At 68.5% G+C, this 23234-nt stretch carries 18 protein-coding genes; 16 read left to right on the top strand and 2 right to left on the bottom strand.

Translation table 11 applies throughout. The annotated features are described in order from the left end of the window. Positions 1 to 374: 374 nt before the first annotated feature. From CKW28_RS14245 to proB, 16 genes are all read left to right on the top strand, one after another. The gene (locus CKW28_RS14245; RefSeq protein ID WP_003926926.1) at positions 375 to 2336 is read left to right on the top strand and encodes a 2-oxoacid:acceptor oxidoreductase subunit alpha; all 1962 of its coding nucleotides are present in this window, start codon (positions 375 to 377) and stop codon (positions 2334 to 2336) included. Beyond that, positions 2333 to 3436 (top strand): 2-oxoacid:ferredoxin oxidoreductase subunit beta, encoded by a 1104-nt coding sequence (locus CKW28_RS14240; protein WP_040547342.1) that lies wholly within the window; start codon positions 2333 to 2335, stop codon positions 3434 to 3436. Before CKW28_RS14245 ends, CKW28_RS14240 begins: the two co-directional genes overlap by 4 nt. Before the next feature lie 11 nt (positions 3437 to 3447). Next, a complete protein-coding gene (gene mobA, locus CKW28_RS14235) occupies positions 3448 to 4053 on the top strand; it encodes a molybdenum cofactor guanylyltransferase (protein WP_081475550.1) in 606 nt (201 codons plus the stop codon). A 999-nt stretch (positions 4054 to 5052) separates the two neighbouring features. After that, a complete protein-coding gene (locus tag CKW28_RS14230; protein WP_003926923.1) occupies positions 5053 to 5373 on the top strand; it encodes a transglycosylase family protein in 321 nt (106 codons plus the stop codon). A 216-nt stretch (positions 5374 to 5589) separates the two neighbouring features. Beyond that, on the top strand, positions 5590 to 6105 hold the full coding sequence (locus CKW28_RS14225) for a transglycosylase family protein (RefSeq protein WP_003926922.1): 516 nt from the start codon (positions 5590 to 5592) through the stop codon (positions 6103 to 6105). Between the two features lie 96 nt (positions 6106 to 6201). After that, on the top strand, positions 6202 to 8223 hold the full coding sequence (locus CKW28_RS14220) for a S9 family peptidase (RefSeq protein WP_003926921.1): 2022 nt from the start codon (positions 6202 to 6204) through the stop codon (positions 8221 to 8223). A gap of 78 nt (positions 8224 to 8301) precedes the next feature. After that, entirely contained in the window at positions 8302 to 9558 is a 1257-nt protein-coding gene (locus CKW28_RS14215) for a saccharopine dehydrogenase family protein (protein WP_003926920.1), read from the top strand. Positions 9559 to 9616: 58 nt separating this feature from the next. Then, positions 9617 to 12286 (top strand): valine--tRNA ligase, encoded by a 2670-nt coding sequence (locus tag CKW28_RS14210; RefSeq protein ID WP_234784924.1) that lies wholly within the window; start codon positions 9617 to 9619, stop codon positions 12284 to 12286. A gap of 40 nt (positions 12287 to 12326) precedes the next feature. After that, positions 12327 to 13748, top strand: coding sequence for a bifunctional tetrahydrofolate synthase/dihydrofolate synthase (gene folC / locus CKW28_RS14205; protein WP_040547825.1), 1422 nt, complete (start codon positions 12327 to 12329; stop codon positions 13746 to 13748). 82 nt (positions 13749 to 13830) lie between these two features. Next, positions 13831 to 14223, top strand: a complete 393-nt coding sequence (locus CKW28_RS14200; RefSeq protein WP_003926917.1) for a DUF4233 domain-containing protein — start codon at positions 13831 to 13833, stop codon at positions 14221 to 14223. Between the two features lie 17 nt (positions 14224 to 14240). After that, positions 14241 to 14651: a nucleoside-diphosphate kinase gene (gene ndk, locus CKW28_RS14195; protein ID WP_003926916.1), complete on the top strand. Its 411-nt coding sequence runs from the start codon at positions 14241 to 14243 to the stop codon at positions 14649 to 14651. 464 nt (positions 14652 to 15115) lie between these two features. Beyond that, positions 15116 to 18343, top strand: coding sequence for an Rne/Rng family ribonuclease (locus CKW28_RS14190; RefSeq protein WP_003926915.1), 3228 nt, complete (start codon positions 15116 to 15118; stop codon positions 18341 to 18343). A gap of 190 nt (positions 18344 to 18533) precedes the next feature. Beyond that, positions 18534 to 18857: a 50S ribosomal protein L21 gene (gene rplU, locus CKW28_RS14185; protein ID WP_003926914.1), complete on the top strand. Its 324-nt coding sequence runs from the start codon at positions 18534 to 18536 to the stop codon at positions 18855 to 18857. Between the two features lie 12 nt (positions 18858 to 18869). Next, a complete protein-coding gene (gene rpmA, locus CKW28_RS14180; protein WP_003926913.1) occupies positions 18870 to 19136 on the top strand; it encodes a 50S ribosomal protein L27 in 267 nt (88 codons plus the stop codon). Between the two features lie 78 nt (positions 19137 to 19214). Next, complete coding sequence (gene obgE, locus CKW28_RS14175; RefSeq protein WP_040547338.1) at positions 19215 to 20663, top strand: GTPase ObgE; 1449 nt, start codon at positions 19215 to 19217, stop codon at positions 20661 to 20663. Then, entirely contained in the window at positions 20660 to 21760 is a 1101-nt protein-coding gene (proB, locus tag CKW28_RS14170) for a glutamate 5-kinase (RefSeq protein WP_003926911.1), read from the top strand. Before obgE ends, proB begins: the two co-directional genes overlap by 4 nt. Positions 21761 to 21774: 14 nt before the next feature. Here the strand turns inward: proB and CKW28_RS14165 are convergent, their stop codons facing one another. Next, positions 21775 to 22617, bottom strand: a complete 843-nt coding sequence (locus CKW28_RS14165; protein ID WP_003926910.1) for an NAD-dependent protein deacetylase — start codon at positions 22615 to 22617, stop codon at positions 21775 to 21777. 35 nt (positions 22618 to 22652) lie between these two features. Continuing rightward, positions 22653 to 23192: a cysteine hydrolase family protein gene (locus CKW28_RS14160; protein WP_003926909.1), complete on the bottom strand. Its 540-nt coding sequence runs from the start codon at positions 23190 to 23192 to the stop codon at positions 22653 to 22655. Between the last annotated feature and the right edge of the window lie 42 nt (positions 23193 to 23234).

Here is a 23234-nt window from a genome sequence, read left to right as displayed (position 1 = left end):
CTCCCCCCCCCCCCCCGCACGGCGGGGGCGTTTCGTCTCACGTCTCGGCGCAACCGGTTGACCGTCCGGTGAGCAGGGCCGCCGACCGGGCGGACTCGCGCTACCGACCGGTAGCTGCTTTTCTTAAGAATGGCATTCTCCTGGCGTGACCAAAACCACACTTTTGTTGAATGTCGGCGGTGTTCACGCGTGTGAGCTGGGACTCTGCGTCAGATCGTCGGCGTGTCGACGAGGGGCTGGGTAAAGGACACCCTAAGAGAAGTGCAATAATCGGTACTGCTAGTGACATAAAAATCCAAGTGACGTCGGACCGTTGGTGTTCTGGTGCTCTGCGAACCCCGGTCCGACGCAGCTGAAGAGCGGAAGGCAGGGGGATGGGTCCGAGTGGTAACGGGGCCAATCCGGCCGAGCAGGTGAACGGTTCGGGCACGTCGCGAAAGAAACTGGAAAAAGTCGTCATCCGCTTCGCGGGTGACTCCGGCGACGGTATGCAGCTGACCGGTGACCGGTTCACCTCCGAAGCCGCACTGTTCGGCAACGACCTCGCCACCCAGCCCAACTATCCGGCCGAGATCCGCGCTCCTCAGGGCACACTGCCCGGTGTCTCGTCGTTCCAGATCCAGATCGCCGACTACGACATTCTCACCGCCGGTGACCGGCCGGACGTGCTGGTCGCGATGAACCCGGCGGCGCTGAAGGCCAATGTCGGCGACCTCCCGCACGGCGGGCTGATCATCGCCAACTCCGACGAGTTCACCAAGCGCAACCTGGCCAAGGTCGGATACGAAGCCAACCCGCTGGAAACCGACGAACTGTCCGACTACGTCGTGCACGCCGTCCCGATGACCACGTTGACGCTCGGGGCGGTCGAGTCCATCGGCGCGACCAAGAAGGACGGCCAGCGTGCCAAGAACATGTTCGCGCTGGGCCTGCTGTCGTGGATGTACGGCCGCGAACTCGACCACAGCGTGGCTTTCATCCGCGAGAAGTTCGCCCGCAAGCCCGAAATCGCCGAGGCCAACGTCCTCGCGCTGAAGGCGGGCTGGAACTATGGCGAGACCACCGAGGCGTTCGCCACCACCTACGAGGTCGCGCCGGCCAAGCTGAAGTCCGGTGAGTACCGGCAGATCTCCGGTAACACCGCGCTGGCCTACGGCATCGTCGCCGCCGGTCATCTCGCAAATCTCCAGGTGATCCTCGGCACCTACCCGATCACCCCCGCCTCGGACATCCTGCACGAGCTGTCCAAGCACAAGAACTTCAACGTCCTCACCTTCCAGGCCGAGGACGAGATCGCCGGGATCGGCGCGGCCATCGGCGCCTCCTACGGTGGTGCGCTCGGCGTGACCAGTACCTCGGGCCCCGGGGTGTCGCTGAAGTCCGAGGCCATGGGGCTGGCGGTGATGACCGAGCTGCCGCTGATCGTCATCGACGTCCAGCGCGGCGGCCCGTCGACCGGTCTGCCCACCAAGACCGAGCAGGCCGACCTGCTGCAGACGATGTTCGGCCGCAACGGCGAATCACCGGTCGCGGTGCTGGCGCCGCGGTCGCCGTCGGACTGCTTCGACATCGCCGTCGAGGCCGCCCGGATCGCGGTGACCTATCACACGCCGGTGGTCATCCTGTCCGACGGGGCGATCGCCAACGGCTCCGAGCCGTGGCGGATCCCCGACATCGCCAGCTACCCGCCGATCGAGTCCGCGTTCGCCAAGGCCGGCGAGCCGTTCGCGCCGTACGCCCGCGATCCGGAGACGCTGGCCCGTCAGTTCGCCATCCCGGGTACGCCCGGTCTCGAGCACCGCATCGGGGGCCTGGAGAAGGCCAACGGCTCAGGCAACATCTCCTACGAACCCAAGAACCACGACCTGATGGTGCGGTTGCGGCAGGAGAAGATCGACGGCATCAAGGTGCCCGATCTGGAGGTGGACGACCCGACCGGAGACGCCGAGTTGCTGATGCTGGGCTGGGGTTCGTCCTACGGTCCGATCGGCGAGGCGTGTCGGCGGGCGCGGCAACGGGGCATCAAGGTCGCCCAGGCGCATCTGCGGCACCTCAACCCGTTCCCGGCCAACCTGGGTGAGGTGCTGCGTCGCTACCCGAAGGTGGTGCTGCCGGAGATGAACCTCGGACAGCTCGCGCTGCTGCTCCGGGGCAAGTATCTGGTGGACGTCCAGTCCGTCACCAAGGTCGAAGGCATGGCCTTCCTGGCCGACGAGGTCGAGAGCATCATCGACGCCGCGTTGGACGGAACGCTGCGCGAAAAGGAAACAGACAAGGCCAAACTCGCACGGGCGGCGGCGGCCACCGTGGATACTGGCGTGGGAGCAAATGCATGACTACAGCGAGTAGCGCATCGACTGACGTGATCGGTGCTGATCTGGGGCTCATTCCCGCGGGATTGCCGAAGACCGCCGGGGTGCCCACCACCGACCAGCCCCAGAAGGGCAAGGACTTCACCAGCGACCAGGAGGTCCGGTGGTGCCCCGGATGCGGTGACTACGTCATCCTCAACACGATCCGCAACTTCCTGCCGGAACTCGGGTTGCGCCGCGAGAACATCGCGTTCATCAGTGGTATCGGCTGCTCCAGCCGGTTCCCGTACTACCTGGAGACCTACGGTTTCCACTCGATCCACGGCCGGGCGCCGACGATCGCGACCGGTCTCGCGCTGGCCCGTCCGGATCTGTCGGTGTGGGTGGTGACCGGTGACGGTGACGCGCTGTCGATCGGCGGCAACCACCTGATCCACGCGCTGCGCCGGAACATGAACATCACGATCCTGTTGTTCAACAACCGGATCTACGGTCTGACCAAGGGCCAGTACTCGCCGACCTCCGAGGTGGGCAAGATCACCAAGTCCACTCCGATGGGCTCGTTGGACCATCCGTTCAACCCGGTGTCGCTGGCGCTGGGCGCCGAGGCCACCTTCGTGGGCCGGGCGCTGGACTCCGACCGCAAGGGCCTGACCGAGGTGCTGCGCGGTGCGGCCCAGCACCGGGGCGCCGCGCTGGTCGAGATCATGCAGGACTGCCCGATCTTCAACGACGGATCCTTCGACGCGCTGCGCAAGGAGGGCTCGGAGGAACGGCTGATCAACCTGAAGCACGGCGAGCCGATCGTCTTCGGCGCCAACGGGGAGTACTGCGTGATCCAGTCCGGGTACGGCCTCGAGGTCGCCAAGACCGCCGACGTCTCCGCCGAGCAGATCGTGGTGCACGACGCCCAGATCGACGACCCGGCCTACGCGTTCGCGCTGTCCCGGTTGTCCGAGCAGAACCTCGAACACATGGTGATGGGTATCTTCCGGCAGGTCAGCCGGCCCACCTACGATGACGCGGCGCGGGCGCAGATCGCCGCCGCCCGGGCGGACAAGGCCCACGACACGCAGGCGCTGCAGGCGCTGCTGCGCGGTAAAGACACCTGGACCGTGGACTAGTTTGATCTGACGTGACGTCCCGAACCCCACTGGCCGCCGTCGTGCTGGCCGGTGGGGCTTCGCGTCGCATGGGTCGCGACAAGGCGACCCTGGTCTACGACGGCAGCACGCTCGTCGAGCGCACCGTCAACGCGGTCGCTGCTCGCTGTTCGCCGGTGTTCGTGGTGGCCGCTCCGGGGCAGGCGCTGCCCGAGCTGGACGCTGAGGTGCTGCGCGACGAGCTCCGGGGCGTCGGTCCACTGCTGGCCACCGGGCGGGGATTGCGAGCCGCCGCGGAAGCGGGCCGTGAACTGGCGTTCGTCTGCGCGGTCGACATGCCGTTTCTGACCCCCGAGGTGATCGACACGCTCGCCGGGCCCGCCGCCCGGATTCCCGGTGTGGAGATCGTCCTGCCCTGGGACGGACGGGAACAGTACCTCGCCGGGATCTACCGCACCGCGCTGGCAGACCGGATCACCGGGCTGATCGAGGCGGGGGAGCGCAGCATGAAGGCGTTGATCACCCGGTCGGACACCCAGCAGATCGTGCTGCCCGCCCAACGCGCTCTGACCAACGTCAACACCCCGGCGGAGTACGAGTCGCTCACCACGATCAGCCCAGCAAATGAGATGAGCTAACTCAATCACGAAATGTCCGCCGTATTTCAGAAATTCCTCGCCGATCCGGCGTCGATAACATTTCGTGATTTTCGATTGAAGTGATCGAGATAATGGCCACGTTCTCGGGAAATGGCTCTGGCCGACCGTCGTACGAATCTCGTTCGCACCCTTAGAATCTCGGCCGGACGTCTACCGATCCCAGTCGGGCCGACCTGCTGCTTTCTTCCGATTCCGGTACGCCGCGGGCCTCGACGACAGCGGGGAATTGCAGAACCCGGCCTGCCCAAACGCCGGCCGGCCGCCCGTCGACCGGTGGGCTCGAGGCAGCCAATTGTGTCGTGATCCCTTGACCACCAGCATGTTCCAACCGGGTATCCGGATCGGGAGCCGCACCGCGGCCGGTCCGACCCACCTCCCGACAACGGTGTGTTCGTCTGCCGCGCAACGGAAACACCACACTGCACTCATCCCGGTCGGTGGCCGGCCGTAGCGAACCGATCCACACCCGACCAGGGGTCGAAAGTCACCACCGAGGGGGGATTCCGGCCCGCCGTGGCGGAAAAGTCCTCGTCGGAGACATTTTTCGGGCGCATTTTTCGTGGTCGGGGTCACAAAAATCCCGTGATTTGACTCACAGAAACAATTCATTGCATTTCCGCTATACGTCCGGACGAATGCGCGTATGACCTGCGTAGACATTTGTGCGTCGCCGTCGTGATTGTTTCGTTATCTGCCCGATATCGGCGCGTGGCCGACGTGACTATTGCCGCGAGCCTTTGTAGCGTCCCCAGCGGCTTCGCAAAGGAGCAAACAACTTCAAACCCACGAACCTGCGTGTGAGGGAGTTTCGGGGCAACCGGCCCCAGCCGTCACCGGGCATGAAGCGCCGGCAGACGGTTCCGACCTCCCTGTCGCACCCGACGGAGACGGTGCGACCCGAATCCGCCTGAACGCAGGCAGCCACGACCGCTGAGCGCGGAAAGCGGCCGGCGCACGCTCGGCGAAAGGATCGAAATCTTGAAGCACATCCGCAAGACGCTCGGCCTGGCGACCTTCGCCGGGGCGCTCGCAGTGGCCCCGATCGCTCTGGCCGGTACCGCGAGTGCGGACAGCGTGAACTGGGACGCGATCGCGGCCTGCGAGTCCGGTGGCAACTGGTCGATCAACACCGGCAACGGCTACTACGGTGGCCTGCAGTTCTCGCTGAGCACCTGGCGAGCCAACGGTGGCACCGGTATGCCACACCAGGCCAGCCGCGCCGAGCAGATCCGCGTCGCGGAGAACACGCTGCGCAGCCAGGGCATCGGTGCCTGGCCCACCTGCGGGAAGCGCGGATAACACAACTTCAGCATCGATGAGGCGGTGTCGGGAAATTTCCCGGCGCCGCCTCATCTTTCTCATCACACTCTTACGTCAGATAAGTATCGGCTAAAACTTGCGCCTCGGTGGTAACGAAGTGAGATGGGTCACCCGACATGCCGGGTAACCGCGGCGGGAACGTGAACCGCTCCGCGACGCGGGCCTGGTGTCAGAGGTCGGGGAAGGACCGCAAGCATGAACAACATCCGCAAGGCGTTGACGAGCAGCCTGAAGAGAGCCCTCCTGTTGATCGCGGGCACTGCCGCGCTCGCGCTGGTGCCGATGGTGCTCAGCACTGCCACCGCGCAGGCGGACACGGTGAACTGGGACGCGATCGCCCAGTGTGAGTCGGGCGGCAACTGGGCCTCCGACACCGGCAACGGTTTCTACGGCGGACTTCAGTTCAAGCCGTCCACCTGGGCTGCCCACGGTGGCACCGGTTCACCGGCCAGGGCCTCACGCGAGGAGCAGATCCGCGTCGCCGAACGGGTGCTGGCCAGCCAGGGTCTCAAGGCATGGCCGAAGTGCGGGGCCCACGGCACCCGCCCGGCCGTGTTCCGGACCCCCGGCGCCCCCGCGGCCGGCGGCGTTCCGGCCTCGACCCCCACCGCGACCACCGGTTGCGGCGCCATCCGCCCGGGTGCGGTGCTCGGCCTGGTGGATCTGCGTCAGGTCTGCGCGGCCTTCCTGACCCCGCTGGGTGTCGGCTGAACCGCCACGCGCGACACCATCCGGTAATCCAACCGGGGTGCGCCGCGGCGCACGCGGCGTTGGTGCTGCCGACAGCGGGGTGCTACCAACAGACAGGTGACCTCCCCGACGCCGTTCTACGACCTCGACGACTATCTCGCCGTGCCACGGGTGTCCGGGTTGGCCGTGGCACCGGACGGCTCCCGGCTGGTGACCACCATCGCCGAACTCGACGCGGACCGCACCGCGTTCGTCACCGCACTGTGGGAACTCGACCCGGCCGGGCAGCGACCGGCGCGGCGGCTGACGCGCGGCGCCAAGGGGGAGAGCTCCCCGGCGTTCACCGGCGAGGGCGACCTGCTGTTCCTGGCCGCTCGGCCCCTCCCGGCGGCACCCGGCGGTGAGAACCGGGCCGGTGCCGACGCTGCGGGCAGCGAGGGCGACCCGCCCGTCACGCTGTGGCGGCTGCCGGCCGTCGGCGGCGAAGCGGTCAGCGAGCTGGCCCTGCCCGGCGCCATCAGCGCGGTGCGCACCGCCCGCAACGCGCCGGCCACCGTGGTTGCCGCGCCGATGCTGCCGTCGGCCGCCGACATCGACGACGACCGCCGGCTACGCGGGTTGCGGCGGGACAACAAGATCACGGCGATACTGCACAGCGGCTATCCGGTGCGGCACTGGGACCACGACCTGGGACCCGATCAGCCGCATCTGCTCGACGCCGACGGCCCGCGGGACCTGTCGCCGCGACCCGGCGACGGACTGCGGGAGGTGGCCTTCGACGTCAGCGCCGACGGCCGGTTCGTCATCACCACCTGGGCGGTGCCCGAAGCCGGTGCGGCCCGCCGGGTCACGCTGGTGCGCATCGACCGCGCCACCGGCGAGCGCAGCACGCTGCTGTCCGAGCCGGAGGCGAACCTCGGTTCACCTGCGATCTCACCCGACGGCACCGCGGTGGCGTACCTGCGCGAGACCCTGCCCACCCCGGACACCGCGCCGCGGGTGACCCTCTGCCGGCTGCGGTTCGGCTCCGAACCGCAGGTGCTCACCGAGGACTGGGATCGCTGGCCCGAGACGGTGAGCTGGACGGTGGACGGGACGGCGCTGCTGGTCACCGCCGACGACCACGGGCGGCGGCCGATCTTCCGGGTCGACCCGGACACCGGGGCCGTCACCCGGCTCACCCACGACGATCACGCCTACACCGATGTGTGCCCCGCGCCCGGCGGGGTGATCTTCGCGTTGCGCAGCAGTTACGCCGCACCGCCCCATCCGGTGCGGATCGACCCGGACGGCACCGTCACCGAGATCCCGTGCGTGGACCGTCCCCGCCTGCCCGGCACCGTCACCGAACTGGTCGCGTCCGCCGGTGACGGCACCCCGATCCGAGCCTGGCTGGTGCTGCCCGAGCGCGACGACCCGGCGCCGCTGCTGCTGTGGATCCACGGTGGCCCGCTGGGCAGCTGGAACTCCTGGCACTGGCGGTGGAATCCGTGGCTGCTGGCGGCGCAGGGGTACGCCGTGTTGTTGCCCGATCCGGGTCTGTCGACCGGATACGGACAGGAGTTCATCCAGCGCGGATGGGGTGCCTGGGGCGCCGAGCCCTACACCGATCTGCTCGCCGCGGTCGACGCGGCGACGGCGGATCCGCGGATCGACGGCACCCGCACCGCGGCGATGGGCGGCTCCTTCGGCGGCTACATGGCCAACTGGATCGCCGGGCACACCGACCGGTTCGACGCCATCGTCACCCACGCCGGCCTGTGGGCGCTCGACCAGTTCGGCGGCACCACCGACAGCGCCTACTGGTGGGGCCGGGAGATGACACCGCAGATGGCCGAACGCAACTCACCGCATCGACACGTCGCGAACATCGCCACCCCGATGTTGGTCATCCACGGCGACAAGGACTACCGCGTCCCGATCGGCGAGGCTCTGCGGCTGTGGTACGACCTGCTGCACCGCTCGAAGCCGGCCGCCGACGCCGACGGTGTCAGCCCGCACCGCTTCCTCTACTTCCCGAGCGAGAACCACTGGGTGCTCAAGCCGCAACACGCCAAGCTGTGGTATCAGGTGGTGATCGCGTTCCTGGCCCGGCACGTGCTGGGCCGCGATGTCGAGCCGCCGGAGACCCTGGGCTGACCGACCCGGCCGCCGGCCGCGATTCCGGCCGCCATTCGGGCGGTGCCGGCCGCGGTTGCTCCGGTAGCGTCGAAAACCATGACAGCTGCGCAGCGGGAATTCGACATCGTCCTATACGGAGCCACCGGATTCGTCGGGAAACTCACCGCCCGCTACCTGGCGAGCGCCGGCGTCGGGGCACGGATCGCGCTGGCCGGCAGATCCGAGCAGAAGCTGGCGGCGGTGCGCGAGTCGCTGGGGGAGGCCGCGGCATCCTGGCCGCTGCTCACCGCCGACGCGGACCAGCCGGCCACCCTCGATGAGCTCGCGTCGCGCACCCAGGTGGTGGTCACCACGGTCGGGCCCTACACGAAATACGGGATGCCGCTGGTGGCGGCCTGCGCGGTCGCCGGCACCGACTATGCCGACCTGACCGGCGAGACCATGTTCATCCGCCGCGCGATCGATCTGTACCACAAGCAGGCCGCCGACAACGGGGCCCGGATCGTGCACTCCTGCGGATTCGACTCGATCCCGTCCGACATCACGGTGTACGCGCTGTACCGGCGTGCCGTCGAGGACGGCACCGGTGAGCTCGGCGACACCAATCTGGTGGTGCGCCGCTTCGCCGGCGGGGTGTCCGGCGGCACCGCGGCGTCGATGTTGGAGGTGATGCGCACCGCATCGGAGGATCCGGAGGCGCGGCGGCTGATGACCGACCCGTACACGCTGTCCCCGGACCGCGCGGCCGAACCGGAACTCGGCGGCCAACCCGACATCCGGTGGCGGCGCGGCGGGGAGATCGCTCCGGAACTCGAGGGCTACTGGACCGGGGCGTTCGTGATGGCAGTGGCCAACACCCGAATCGTTCGGCGCACCAACGCTTTACTCGACTACGCCTACGGCCGGCGGTTCGAGTACGCCGAGCAGATGAGCCTCGGCAAGTCGATCGCCGCCCCGGTGGCCGCGGCGCTGGCCACCGCCGGCAACGCCGCCGCCTTCGGTCTGGGCAGCCGGTTCTTCCACCGGGTGCCGGACCGGCTGATCGAGAAGGTGATGCCCAAACCGGGCACCGGCCCGAGCGAACGGACCCGGGAACGCGGGCACTACACCGTCGAGACCTACACCACCACCACGACCGGCGCCCGGTATGTCGCCCGCATGTCCCAGCAGGGCGATCCCGGCTACCAGGCGACGTCGGTGCTGCTCGGGGAGAGCGGTCTGGCGCTGGCGCTGGACCGCGACAAACTCAGCGATCTGCGCGGAGTGCTGACCCCGGCCGCCGCCATGGGGGACGTGCTGCTGACCCGACTGCCCGCGGCCGGCGTCACACTGACGGTCGAGCGGCTGGCGTGAACCGGCGGCGGGCCACCGTGCCCGCCGGGCACTCTTTCGGACTTCCTAGAATGTGGCAGTGACCAATAGCTCGAATCCGGCCCCCCGTCCGGGAGTGGAATCCCTGCCCAAGACCTGGGACCCCGCTGCCGTGGAGACGGAGCTGTACGAAGGCTGGGTTCGCGCCGGGTATTTCACCGCCGACCCGTCGAGCAGCAAGCCGTCGTACTCGATCGTGCTGCCGCCCCCCAACGTCACCGGCAGCCTGCACATGGGCCACGCGCTGGACCACACCCTGATGGACGCCCTGACCCGGCGTAAGCGCATGCAGGGTTACGAGGTGCTGTGGCTGCCGGGGATGGACCACGCCGGCATCGCCACCCAGACCGTCGTCGAGAAGCAACTCGCCGCCCAGGGCATCCGCAAGGAGGACCTGGGCCGGGAGAAGTTCATCGAGAAGGTGTGGGAGTGGAAGCGGCAGTCCGGTGGCACCATCGGCGCCCAGATGCGCCGTCTCGGCGACGGGGTGGACTGGAGCCGGGACCGGTTCACCATGGACGAGGGCCTGTCCCGCGCGGTCCGCACCATCTTCAAACAGCTCTACGACGCCGGCCTGATCTACCAGGCCGAACGGCTGGTCAACTGGTCGCCGGTGCTCCAGACCGCGATCTCCGACCTCGAGGTCAAATACGAGGACGTCGAGGGTGAGCTGGTGTCGTTCCGCTACGGCTCGATGTCGGACGACGAGCCGCACATCGTGGTCGCCACGACCCGGCTGGAGACCATGCTCGGTGACACCGCGATCGCGGTCCATCCCGAGGACGAGCGCTACAAGCACCTGGTCGGAAAGACCCTGCCGCATCCGTTCCTGGACCGTGAGCTGGTGATCGTCGCCGACGAACACGTCGACCCCGAGTTCGGCAGCGGTGCGGTCAAGGTCACCCCCGCACACGACCCGAACGACTTCGAGATCGGGATGCGGCACGGGCTGCCGATGATCACGATCATGGACACCCGCGGCCGGATCGCCGACACCGGAACGCAGTTCGACGGTATGGACCGCTTCGAGGCCCGGGTCAAGGTGCGTGAGGCGCTGGCCGAGCAGGGCCGCATCGTCGCGGAGAAGCGGCCCTACGTGCACAGCGTCGGGCACTCCGAACGCAGCGGTGAGCCGATCGAGCCGCGGCTGAGCCTGCAGTGGTGGGTCAAGGTGGCGGATCTGGCCAAGGCGGCCGGTGACGCGGTGCGCAACGGCGAGACCGTGATTCATCCCAAGAGCCTGGAACCCCGATGGTTCGCCTGGGTGGACGACATGCACGACTGGTGCATCTCCCGGCAGCTGTGGTGGGGCCACCGCATCCCGATCTGGCACGGCCCCAACGGGGAGAAGGTGTGCGTCGGTCCGGACGAGACCCCGCCGGAGGGCTGGGAACAGGATCCCGACGTGCTGGACACCTGGTTCTCGTCGGCGCTGTGGCCGTTCTCCACCATGGGCTGGCCGGACCACACCCCCGAGCTGGCCAAGTTCTATCCCACCGATGTGCTGGTCACGGGTTACGACATCCTGTTCTTCTGGGTGGCCCGGATGATGATGTTCGGCACATTCGTCGGCGATCATCCGGCCATCACCCTCGACGGTGCCCGCGGGCCGCAGGTGCCGTTCCGGAATGTGTTCCTGCACGGGCTGATCCGGGACAAGCACGGGCGCAAGATGAGCAAGTCGGCGGGCAACGGCATCGACCCGCTGGACTGGGTCCAGACCTACGGCGCCGACGCGTTGCGGTTCACCCTGGCCCGGGGCGCCAGCCCGGGCAGCGACCTGTCGATCGGCGACGACCACGCCCGCGCGTCGCGGAACTTCGTCACGAAGCTGTTCAACGCGACCCGGTTCGCGCTGCTCAACGGCGCCGCACCGGCGCCGCTGCCGGACGCCGCCGAGCTGACCGACGCCGACCGCTGGATCCTGGGTCGGCTGGAGGAGGTGCGCACCGAGGTCGACTCGGCCTTCGACAGCTACGAGTTCAGCCGGGCCTGCGAGACGCTGTACCACTTCGCCTGGGACGAGTTCTGCGACTGGTATGTTGAGCTGGCCAAAGTCCAGTTGTCCGAAGGGATTTCACATACCACCGCGGTTCTCGCGGCGGTGCTGGACACCCTGCTGAAACTGCTGCATCCGGTGATGCCGTTCGTCACCGAGAAGCTGTGGAAGACGTTGACCGACGGTGAGTCGCTGGTCATCGCCAAGTGGCCGCAACCGTCCGGATTCTCGCTGGATTCCATTGCGGCGCAACGTGTCGCCGATATGCAGCGGCTGATCACCGAGGTTCGCCGGTTCCGCAGCGATCAAGGTCTGGCCGACCGGCAGAAGGTCCCGGCCCGGCTGTCGGACATCCCCGGCGCCGATCTGCAGGCCCAGCTGCCGGCGATCCGGGCGCTGGCCTGGCTCACCGACGCCGGGGCGGACTTCAACCCGTCAGCGGCGCTGGAGGTCCGGCTGTCCAAGGGCACCGTGGTGGTCGAACTGGACACCCGCGGCAGCGTCGACGTGGAGGCCGAGCGGCGCCGCACGGAGAAGGACCTGGCCGCCGCCCGTAGGGAGTTGGAGAGCACGTCCAAGAAACTGGAGAACGAGGCGTTCTTGGCCAAGGCGCCCGCCGAGGTGGTGGAGAAGATCCGCAACCGGCAGCGGTTGGCCGCCGAGGAAGTGGACCGGCTCACGGCGCGGCTGGCCGCGCTGAAAGACAGCTGACGTGGCGAAGCCGACCGGGCGTTGCTGAAATGGCATGGAGATGACGCAGCCCGCACCGACGCCGGATGAGATCGCAGCCCTACTGCAGGTCGAACACCTGCTGGACCAGCGGTGGCCGGAGACGAAGCTGGATCCCAGTACCGCGCGGATCGCGGCGCTGATGGAGATGCTGGGATCGCCGCAACGTGGCTATCCGACCATTCACATCGCCGGAACGAACGGCAAGACCTCGGTTGCCCGGATGGTCGACGCCCTGCTGCGGGCCCTGCACCGCCGCACCGGCCGAACCACCAGCCCGCACCTGCAGTCGGCGGTGGAACGCATCGCCATCGACGGCGAGCCGATCAGCCCGGCCCGATACGTCGAGGTGTACCGCGAGATCGAACCGTTCGTCGAACTGGTCGACAAACAGTCCCAGGCCGCCGGCGGGCCCGCTCTCAGCAAATTCGAGGTGGTCACCGCGATGGCGTTCGCCGCGTTCGCCGACGCCCCGGTGGACGTCGCCGTGGTCGAGGTCGGCATGGGCGGGCGGTGGGACGCGACCAACATCGTCAACGCCCCGGTCGCGGTGATCACCCCGATCGGCGTCGACCACACCGACTACCTCGGCGACACCGTGGCCGAGATCGCCGCCGAGAAGGCGGGGATCATCACCCGGCAGGATCCCGGACTGGTCCCCGAAGGCACCGACCCGAGCACGGTGGCGGTGATCGGGCGGCAGCCCCCGGAGGCGATGGAGGCGATCTTGCGGGAGGCGGTCCGCGCCGACGCCGTGGTCGCCCGGGCGGACGCGGAGTTCGCGGTGATCGGGCGTCAGGTGGCCGTCGGCGGTCAGATGCTGGAGCTGCGGGGCCTCGGCGGCATCTATTCGGAGATCTTTCTGCCGCTGCACGGCGAACATCAGGCACACAACGCCGCCCTGGCACTGGCCGCCGTCGAGGCGTTCTTCGGCGCGGGCGCCCAACGGCAACTCGACGTCGACGCGGTGCGGGAGGGTTTCGCCTCGGTGATCAATCCCGGCCGGATGGAGCGGGTGCGCTCGGCGCCGACGGTGTTCGTCGACGCCGCACACAACCCCGCCGGGGCGGCCGCGCTGGCCGAGACGCTGCAGTCGGAGTTCGATTTCCGGTTCCTGGTCGGGGTGGTGTCGGTGCTCGCCGGCAAAGATGTGGACGGCATCCTCGCGGCCCTGGAACCGGTGTTCGACCAGATCATCATCACCCACAACGGCTCGCCACGCGCTCTGGAGATCCCGGTGCTGGCCGCGCGGGCCGAAGAGCGGTTCGGCGAGGAGCGCGTGCTGACCGCCGACACCCTCGCCGACGCCATCGAGACCGCCACCGCCCTGGTCGAGGACGCCGGAATGGAAGGCGAAGGCTTCTCCGGGAGCGGCATCGTGTTCACCGGTTCGGTGGTGACGGCGGGCGCGGCCCGCTCGCTGTTCGGCAAGGAACCCCAGTGACCGCCTGCCCGACGGCGTGACCGACGACGACCCGAAATAGCCCGAAAAGCCGAAGAGCCCGAAAAGCCCGAAAAGGTAGCCTATGAGTGAACAACCTGCGCGCCGCCCGGATCCGTGGCGCAGCTTCCGCGGGGTGATGGCCGGAACACTGCTGCTCGAGGCGATCGTGATGGTGCTCGCCCTGCCGGTGGTGGTGCAGGCTCAAAACGGCTTCACCGCGACCGGCGGCGGCTTCGTCGTCGCGCTGACCCTGGCGCTGGTGGCGTTGGCCGGTGTGCAGGGCCGCCCGTGGGCGCTCTGGGTGAACATCGCGATGCAGTTCGTGGTCATCGCGGGCGTGCTGGTGCACGGCGCGATCGGCTTCGTGGGGGTGTTGTTCCTGGCCGTGTGGCTGTTCATCGCCTACTTGCGCGCCGAGGTCAAACGCCGGGAGGCGCGCGGAGAGCTCCCTGGGCAACAGGCCGGCGAGGAGTGACCGGTACGCTGAGCGCCGTGACTGAGCGAACCCTCGTCTTGATCAAACCGGACGGTGTGCAACGGCGCCTGGTGGGCGAAATCCTCAGCCGAATCGAACGCAAAGGTCTGACCATCGCGGCGCTGGAGCTGCGGACCGTCAGTGACGAGCTGGCTCGTCGCCACTACGCCGAGCACGACGGGAAGCCGTTCTTCGACTCCCTGCTGGAGTTCATCACGTCGGGACCGGTGGTGGCCGCCATCGTGGAGGGGCCGCGGGCGATCGCGGCGTTCCGGCAACTCGCCGGCGGGACCGATCCGGTCGAGAAGGCGACGCCCGGCACCATCCGCGGGGATTTCGGTCTGGAGACCCAGTTCAACCTGGTGCACGGCTCGGATTCGCCCGAGTCGGCCGCCCGCGAGATCGAACTCTGGTTCCCCGGTCGCTGACAACCGTCCGCCCGCCGTCCGCCGCCTCGTGGGTAGGCGGACGGTGATGTGGGATACTGAACGCGGGTGACCGTTCCCGACCCGGTGCGGCCACCCGAATGAAGACTTAGACGTGTGCGACCACCTACCCGGTGCGGCGCCGACCGTCCAGCCATCATTCGTACGAAAAGGCGCTGGGAGGGTTCTGTGAATCGCTTGGCGCGAGACCATCACAAGCCTGGGCGTTGCGTGCCCCGGGCCAATAGCGGAAGCCCTCGCGTGGCCGCGTCGTTGCGACGCGCCCGGGGGCTTGAGGAGAATACGTGGCCGACAGTGACGAAACTCAAGCCTCGACCGAAAGCCTATCCACAGCATCACCGCCCGCTGGGAACCCTGTTCTCAGTGCTGGGCAGCCCCAACCGGAGCGGCTGAGGGTCCATTCGCTGGCCAGGGCGCTCGGCACCACCAGCAGGCAGGTGCTTGATGTGCTGAGCCGGTTCGACGGCCGGGTGCGCAGTGCGCACTCCACCGTGGGGCCGGAGGAGGCGGACCGGGTGCGCGAGGTGCTGGCCGCCGGCCCCGAGGACAGCAGCCCCGAGGACAGCAGTACGGAAAGCGCCGGCCAGGGGAATCCCGGCCCGGAGGACGCCGGCCCGGAGGACGCCGGCCCGGAGGAGACCGGTCCCCAGAAGCCCGAACCCACGTCCGTCGATCCGATCGCGGCCCCGATCGAGCCGCAGGTCGACCCACCCGATTCGGCGGTGGAGCCGGTTCCCCCGGCAGTGACCGTGGACGACCCACCCGCAGAGGATGCGGCAGCGTCCGTTGAGGTGACCCCCACCGAGGTGACCGACGGCCCGGTCAGCGGCGGGGTCGAGGCCGCCGCGCCCGAGGCCCCCGAGACCTTCCAGGCCCAGACAACGGCCCATACGACGGCCCAGACAGCGGCACCGCAGGATGACGACCGTCCGGACTACCTGCCGTTGTTCGTCGCCCCGAAGCCGATCCAGATCGACATCGACGACGAGGACGACGGCTTCGACGACCTCGATGACGACCGGGGCGATGACCGGGCCGACACCGGTCCGGACGGGGACGACGACCAGGGTGGGCGCCCCACGGCGCGCCGGCGCCGGCGTGGCCGGCGGGGCCGGGGCCGTGGACGCGGGGAACAGAGTGGTGACGACGCCGACGGCGATTCCACCGGTCCCGGCGGCGGCGACACCGAGGAGGTGGCCGCCACGGCCGCCGACCAGCGCGACGCCGACCAGAGCGACGAGTCCGACGACGGGTCGGACGACAGCGGTGACGATGAGTCCACCACCACCGAGGGCACGACTCGACGTCGTCGCCGCCGGCGTCGGCGGAAGTCCGGTTCCGGGGACGACACCGACAACGGGGTGTCGCCGGACGATCCGCCGAACACCGTCGTCCACGAACGGGTCCCCCGCACCGAGAAGGAGGAACGGGACCAGGCCCACTCCGAGATTCAGGGCATCACCGGGTCGACCCGGTTGGAAGCCAAGCGGCAGCGCCGTCGCGACGGTCGCGACGCGGGCCGGCGCCGCCCGCCGATCCTGAGCGAGGCCGAGTTCCTGGCCCGCCGCGAAGCGGTCGAACGCGTGATGGTGGTGCGGGACAAGGTCCGCACCGAACCACCCCATCAGGGCGCCCGCTACACCCAGATCGCCGTGCTCGAAGACGGCGTGGTGGTCGAGCACTTCGTCACCTCGTCGGCCTCGGCGTCGCTGGTCGGCAACATCTATCTCGGCATCGTGCAGAACGTGTTGCCGTCGATGGAGGCGGCGTTCGTCGACATCGGCCGCGGCCGTAACGGGGTGCTCTACGCCGGCGAGGTGAACTGGGAGGCCGCCGGACTCGGTGGCCAGAACCGCAAGATCGAGCAGGCCCTCAAACCCGGCGACTATGTGGTCGTCCAGGTCAGCAAGGATCCGGTCGGGCACAAGGGCGCCCGCCTCACCACTCAGCTGTCGCTGGCGGGCCGGTACCTGGTCTATGTGCCGGGCGCGACGTCGACCGGCATCAGCCGCAAGCTGCCGGACACCGAGCGGCAACGGCTGAAAGAGATCCTGCGTGAAGTGGTGCCCCCCGACGCCGGCGTCATCATCCGCACCGCGTCCGAGGGCGTCAAAGAAGAGGACATCCGCGCCGATGTGAACCGGCTGCAGGAGCGCTGGACGCAGATCGAGGCCAAGGCCGCCGAGCTCACCGAGAAGAAGGCCGGTCAGGCGGTCGCGCTCTACGAAGAGCCCGACGTGCTGGTCAAGGTCATCCGCGATCTGTTCAACGAGGACTTCTCCCGGTTGATTGTCTCCGGCGACCACGCCTGGAACACCATCAACGAGTACGTGAGCACGGTCGCGCCGGATCTGATGCCGCGGTTGACGAAGTACGAACCGGCCAGCGAAGACGGCCCGGACGTGTTTGCGGTGCACCGCATCGACGAGCAGCTGGCGAAGGCCATGGACCGCAAGGTGTGGCTGCCGTCGGGCGGCACGCTGGTGATCGACCGCACCGAGGCGATGACGGTCATCGACGTCAACACCGGGAAGTTCACCGGATCGGGCGGCAACCTGGAACAGACCGTCACCCGCAACAACCTCGAGGCCGCCGAGGAGATCGTGCGGCAGCTGCGGCTGCGGGACATCGGCGGCATCGTGGTGATCGACTTCATCGACATGGTGCTGGAGTCCAACCGGGATCTGGTGCTGCGGCGGCTGACCGAGGCGCTGGCCCGGGACCGCACCCGCCACCAGGTCTCCGAGGTGACCTCCCTGGGGCTGGTCCAGCTCACCCGCAAACGTCTGGGCACCGGGCTGCTGGAGGCGTTCTCCACCACGTGTACGCACTGCAACGGGCGGGGCATCGTGCTGCACACCGATCCGGTGGACTCCGCGCAGCCCAGCCGCCGGTCCGACTCCGGGTCGCGGCGCAGCAAACGCAGTAAGCGCAGCCGCTCCGACGATGTGCAGGTGGTCAAGGTGCCACCGCATCCGCCCGGCGAGCATCCGTTGTTCAAGGCGATGGCCGCGGCCAGTGAACGTGCCGACTCGGAAGCCAAGGACGACACCGAGGAGACCGGAGACGGCGGCAAGGACGCGGCGAAGGTCGCGGCGAAGGTCAAGGAAAAGGTCGCCGCGGAGGACCGTGCCAAGGTGGGGGCTCAGGACGGCGTCGAGGAGGCGACTCCGGACGGAGTCGAGACCGAAGCCGCCGCGGCCACCCGGGCCGAGAGAGTCCGGACCGCGGTGTCGGGAGACGCCCAGGCTTCCGCCGGGGATCTGGACGACGAGGATCTGGCGAACGGGGACCTCGAGGACGAGTACCTCGACGACGAGGATGAAGACGAGGATCTGGAAGACGGGGACCTCGAGAACGGGGACCTCGACGATGAGGATGACGATGAGGATCTCGAGGACGGGGAGATCGACGTCGACCTCGACGAGGACCTCGACGACGACATCGAAGTGCTCAACGGCGACCCCGATGACGAGGAGGCCGATGAGGATGTCGATTCCTACGAAGACCCCTACGACGCCGACGCCGACGCCGACTCCGACTCGGACGCCGACGCCGACGACGAGGATTCGGGGGACGACCGCGCCGCGGGGCGCTATGCGGCGCCGACCGTGACGCGGCGGCCGCGGCGCCGGGCCGCGGTCCGACCCGCGGGCCCGCCGGTGCAGAGCTGACGGACCGCCGACGGACCCGGTGCCGGTTTGACCGCTTCGTTGCTGCTCACGTACCCTTGAGCAGTTGTCGCCGGGGCCTGGAGACCTGAGCGACGGTGGGTCCTGCCGTAACCCGCGGATCCGCACCCAGACCGACCCGCACGCCCCGCGGTGGCGCGTGCATAGCAGCAGACACGAGATAGAGGACGTGATGGCAGCCGAGAAGGCCACGTACGCAATCGTCAAGACCGGCGGCAAACAGTACAAGGTCGCCGTCGGAGACGTGGTCAAGGTGGAGAAGCTCGATTCCGAACCCGGTTCCGCGGTGTCGCTGCCGGTCGCGCTGGTGGTCGACGGAGCCAAGGTGACCAGCGATGCCAAGGAGCTGGAGAAGGTCGCCGTCACCGGCGAGGTGCTCGAGCACATCAAGGGCCCGAAGATCCGCATCCACAAGTTCAAGAACAAGACCAGGTACCACAAGCGGCAGGGCCACCGGCAGCAGCTGACCGTACTGAAGGTCACCGGGATCAAGTAGGAGGCGACAGACATGGCAACCAAGAAGGGCGCTTCCAGCTCACGCAACGGCCGGGATTCAGCCGCCAAGCGACTCGGCGTCAAGCGGTTCGGCGGCCAGATCGTCAAGGCCGGCGAGATCCTGGTGCGGCAGCGCGGCACCCGCTTCCACCCCGGCCTGAACGTCGGCCGCGGCGGTGACGACACCCTGTTCGCCACCGCTCCCGGTGCGGTCGAGTTCGCCAGCAAGCGCGGACGCAAAGTCGTCAGCGTCGTACCAGCCAGCCGACCGGAGGCCTGAGCTTCGCGAGGTAACGCCACGGCGGCCCGCGAAGCCTGAGGTCGCCGTAGCGTTACGTTCGTAAGGAGTGAAGTTCAGATGCCTCGGTTCGTTGACCGCGTAGTCATCCATGTGCGCGCGGGCAACGGCGGGCATGGCTGCGCCTCCGTGCACCGCGAGAAGTTCAAACCGCTCGGCGGGCCCGATGGCGGCAACGGTGGCCGCGGCGGCAGTGTGATCCTGGTGGTCGATCCGCAGGTGCACACCCTGCTCGACTTCCACTTCCATCCCCACGTGGTCGCCCCCTCGGGCAAGCCGGGGCAGGGCAGCAACCGGGACGGCGCCGCCGGCGCCGACCTCGAGGTGAAGGTGCCCGACGGCACCGTGGTCCTCGATGAGCACGGCAACCTGCTGGCGGACCTGACCGGCGCCGGCACCCGATTCGTCGCCGCCGAGGGTGGGCGCGGTGGACTCGGTAACGCCGCGCTGGCGTCCCGCGCCCGTAAGGCCCCCGGGTTCGCGCTGCTCGGTGAACCCGGCCAGGCCCGCGATCTGGTTCTGGAACTCAAGACCGTCGCGGACGTCGGCCTGATCGGCTATCCGTCCGCAGGGAAGTCGTCACTGGTGTCGACGATCTCGGCGGCCAAACCGAAGATCGCCGACTACCCGTTCACCACACTGACCCCCAACCTCGGTGTGGTGTCCGCCGGCGACGAGACCTTCACCGTCGCCGATGTGCCCGGTCTGATCCCGGGGGCGTCGGAGGGACGGGGGCTGGGGCTGGATTTCCTGCGGCACATCGAGCGTTGTGCGGTGTTGGTGCACGTGGTGGACTGCGCGACCCTGGAGCTCGGGCGGGACCCGGTGTCGGACATCGAGACGTTGGAGAACGAGCTCGCCGCGTACACGCCGACATTGCAGGGTGATTCGGAGCTGGATGATCTCACCGAACGGCCCCGTGCGGTGGTGCTCAACAAGATCGACGTTCCCGAGGCCCGGGAACTGGCCGAATTCGTCCGCGACGAGATCGTGCAGCGGTTCGGCTGGCCGGTGTTCCTGGTGTCGACGGCCACCCGGGAGGGCTTGCGGCCCTTGGTGTTCGCGTTGTGGGAGATGATGAAGCAGTACCGCGCATCGCAACCGGAGGTGGCGCCGCGGCGGCCGGTGATCCGGCCCGTGCCGGTGGATGAGACCGGATTCACCGTCCATCCTGACGGGGAGGGCGGGTTCGTCGTCCGTGGGGTGAGGCCCGAAAGATGGGTTACCCAAACGGATTTCAACAACGACGAGGCGGTCGGCTATCTGGCGGACCGGCTGGCCCGGCTCGGTGTCGAGGAGGAGCTGCTGCAGTTGGGTGCGGAGCCCGGTTGTGAGGTCACCATCGGTGACATGACGTTCGAGTGGGAACCGCAGACACCGGCCGGGGTCGATGACGTGCCGCTGTCCGGCCGGGGCACCGACGCGCGGCTCGAGCAGAGTGAGCGGGTGACCGCTGCGGAGCGCAAGGCCGCCCGTCGTGCCCGTCGGGAACCGGGTGGTGAGCCATGAGCCGGCACCGCGACGCGATCCGTACCGCCCGGCGGGTGGTGATCAAGATCGGCACCACGGCGCTGACCACCCCGTCGGGGATGTTCGACGATTCCCGGCTGGCCACCCTGGCCGATGCGATCGAGCGCCGCATGCGGGCCGGGTCCGATGTGGTCATCGTGTCGTCGGGTGCCATCGCCGCTGGTATCGAACCGCTCGGCCTGACCAAGCGGCCCACCGAACTGGCCACCAAACAGGCCGCGGCCAGCGTCGGCCAGGTGGCGCTGATCAACTCGTGGAGCAAGGCGTTCGCCCGCTACGACCGCACCGTCGGGCAGGTGCTGCTGACCGCACACGACATCTCGATGCGGGTGCAGCACACCAACGCCCAGCGCACCCTGGACCGGCTGCGGACACTGCACGCGGTGCCCATCGTCAACGAGAACGACACCGTGGCCACCAACGAGATCCGGTTCGGCGACAACGATCGGCTGTCGGCGCTGGTCGCGCACCTGGTGGGGGCCGATGCCCTGATCCTGCTCAGTGACATCGACGGGCTCTACACCACCGATCCGCGCAAATCCGATGCCCGGTTCATTGCGGAGGTCACCGGCCCGGAGGACCTCGAGGGCGTGATCGCCGGCGAGGGCAGTCGTCTGGGCACCGGTGGTATGGCGTCGAAGCTGTCGTCGGCGCTGCTGGCGTCCGATGCCGGCGTGCCGGTGCTGCTGGCCGCGGCCGGCGATGCCGCCACCGCGCTGACCGACGCGTCGGTGGGCACCGTGTTCGCGGCCCGCCCGGAGCGGATGTCGGCGCGCAAGTTCTGGGTGCGTTACGCCGCGGAGGCCGCCGGATCCCTGACCCTCGACGAGGGTGCAGTGAATGCGGTTGTGCGCCACCGCCGTTCGCTGTTGCCGGCCGGTATCACGGCGCTGTCCGGCCGGTTCTACGGCGGTGACGTGGTGGAGCTGCGCGGCCCGGATTCCACCATGGTCGCGCGCGGGGTGGTGGCCTACGACGCCACCGAACTGGCGAAGATGACCGGCCGGTCCACCTCGGAGCTACCGCCGGACATGCGCCGGCCGGCCGTCCACGCCGACGATCTGGTCGCTGTCTAGCGATTTCGGCGTGGTTACGATCGCTCAGCGGTCGTGAGCACGCCCAATTCGCAACTCAGCAGCGCCAGCATCTCACTGCATCCGGCGTCCACCTTGACCGTGGCCAGCTCGTCGCCGCGGGTCGGGCCGCGGTTGATGATCGCGATCGGCAACCCGAGCGAGGCGGCGTGTCTGACGAACCGGAAACCGGAGAACACCGTCAACGACGACCCGGCCACCAACAGCGCGTCCGCTTGATCGACCATGCAGAGTGCCTTCAGCACCCGTTGTTTCGGCACGTTCTCACCGAAGTAGACGATGTCGGGTTTGAGCATTCCGGCGCAGCGGGGACAGTCGATGACCCGGAACGAGCCGGTCTCGGCCACCACCGCATCGGCGTCCGGGGCCACCGCGATGCCGCCCACCGCTTCGGGGCGCTCGAGGAAACCCGGATTGGCCGCCTCCAGCAGCTCGGCCAGCGCGGCGCGGGACATGGTGTGGCGGCAGTCCAGGCAGATCACCCGGTCATAGCTGCCATGTAGTTCGATCACGGTGCGGCTGCCGGCCTTGGTGTGCAGCCGGTCCACGTTCTGGGTGATCAGCCCCGTCACCACCCCCGCCGCCTCCAGCGCCGCCAACGCCCGGTGCCCGGCGTTGGGCAGCGTCTGATCCATGTGCCGCCAGCCGATGTGGTTGCGCGCCCAGTATCGCTGCCGGAACGCCGGGTCGGAGGTGAACTGCTGGATCGTCATCGGGTTGCTCGGCGGCGAGTCCGGACCGCGGTAGTCGGGGATGCCCGAATCGGTGGAGATGCCGGCGCCGGTGAGCACCGCGAGGCGACGGCCCCGCAGCGCGGCGATCAGTTCGGGGGCATCCACGCGCTCCAGCCTAGGTGGATCTGCCCGCGGCCGGGTCAGGGCAGGCAGTCAGCCGAGGGCGGCAGCTCCGCGCTCATGTTCCGGGCCATCATCTGCAGCGCCGCCTCGCCCAGACCGGCGTCGATGTGGGCCACCGCGTCGGGCGGGACGACGACCTCGAAGTGGCGCACATAGGCGTCCAGTGCGCTGTAGAGAATGCACTGCTCGGTGACCTGACCGGTGAGGATGACCCGTCTGGCCGACAACCGGGTCAGCAGGTACTCCAGCGCGGTGGCGTAGAACACGCTGTGCCGCACCTTCAACAGGGCCCGGCAACCGTCATCTGGCACGATCGGGCGGACCAGATCGGGGCGGGCGCCGTCCAGCGCCGTGCGTACGACATCGCTGAACTCGGCGGTGAAGTCACCGTGATTGTCGTTGACATAGATCAGGTCGACGTCGTCGCGGTGGCGGGCCTCGGCGATGAGCTTGGCCAGCGGATCGAGGATCGATTCCACGTTCGGGGTCAGCAGTTCGGCGTCCTCATGGTCGTAGGTGTTGAACATGTCGACCACGACCACGGCGGTGTCACTCATGTCGTCTGCATACCCAGCGGAGGTTCCGGGCAACAATGAGGC

The organism is Mycolicibacterium thermoresistibile (assembly GCF_900187065.1).
Lineage (GTDB): Bacteria > Actinomycetota > Actinomycetes > Mycobacteriales > Mycobacteriaceae > Mycobacterium > Mycobacterium thermoresistibile.
This window is presented reverse-complemented; position numbering and strand designations above follow the sequence as displayed.

Bases quoted from the DNA above. Each gene is read 5' to 3' on its own strand.
- obgE (WP_040547338.1), top strand. From the start codon at position 19,215: ATGCCTCGGTTCGTTGACCGCGTAGTCATCCATGTGCGCGCGGGCAAC.
- CKW28_RS14200 (WP_003926917.1), top strand. From the start codon at position 13,831: ATGAGTGAACAACCTGCGCGCCGCCCGGATCCGTGGCGCAGCTTCCGC.
- CKW28_RS14225 (WP_003926922.1), top strand. From the start codon at position 5,590: ATGAACAACATCCGCAAGGCGTTGACGAGCAGCCTGAAGAGAGCCCTC.
- CKW28_RS14215 (WP_003926920.1), top strand. From the start codon at position 8,302: ATGACAGCTGCGCAGCGGGAATTCGACATCGTCCTATACGGAGCCACC.
- proB (WP_003926911.1), top strand. From the start codon at position 20,660: ATGAGCCGGCACCGCGACGCGATCCGTACCGCCCGGCGGGTGGTGATC.
- CKW28_RS14240 (WP_040547342.1), top strand. From the start codon at position 2,333: ATGACTACAGCGAGTAGCGCATCGACTGACGTGATCGGTGCTGATCTG.
- CKW28_RS14245 (WP_003926926.1), top strand. From the start codon at position 375: ATGGGTCCGAGTGGTAACGGGGCCAATCCGGCCGAGCAGGTGAACGGT.
- folC (WP_040547825.1), top strand. From the start codon at position 12,327: ATGACGCAGCCCGCACCGACGCCGGATGAGATCGCAGCCCTACTGCAG.
- CKW28_RS14160 (WP_003926909.1), bottom strand. From the start codon at position 23,192: ATGAGTGACACCGCCGTGGTCGTGGTCGACATGTTCAACACCTACGAC.
- rplU (WP_003926914.1), top strand. From the start codon at position 18,534: ATGGCAGCCGAGAAGGCCACGTACGCAATCGTCAAGACCGGCGGCAAA.
- rpmA (WP_003926913.1), top strand. From the start codon at position 18,870: ATGGCAACCAAGAAGGGCGCTTCCAGCTCACGCAACGGCCGGGATTCA.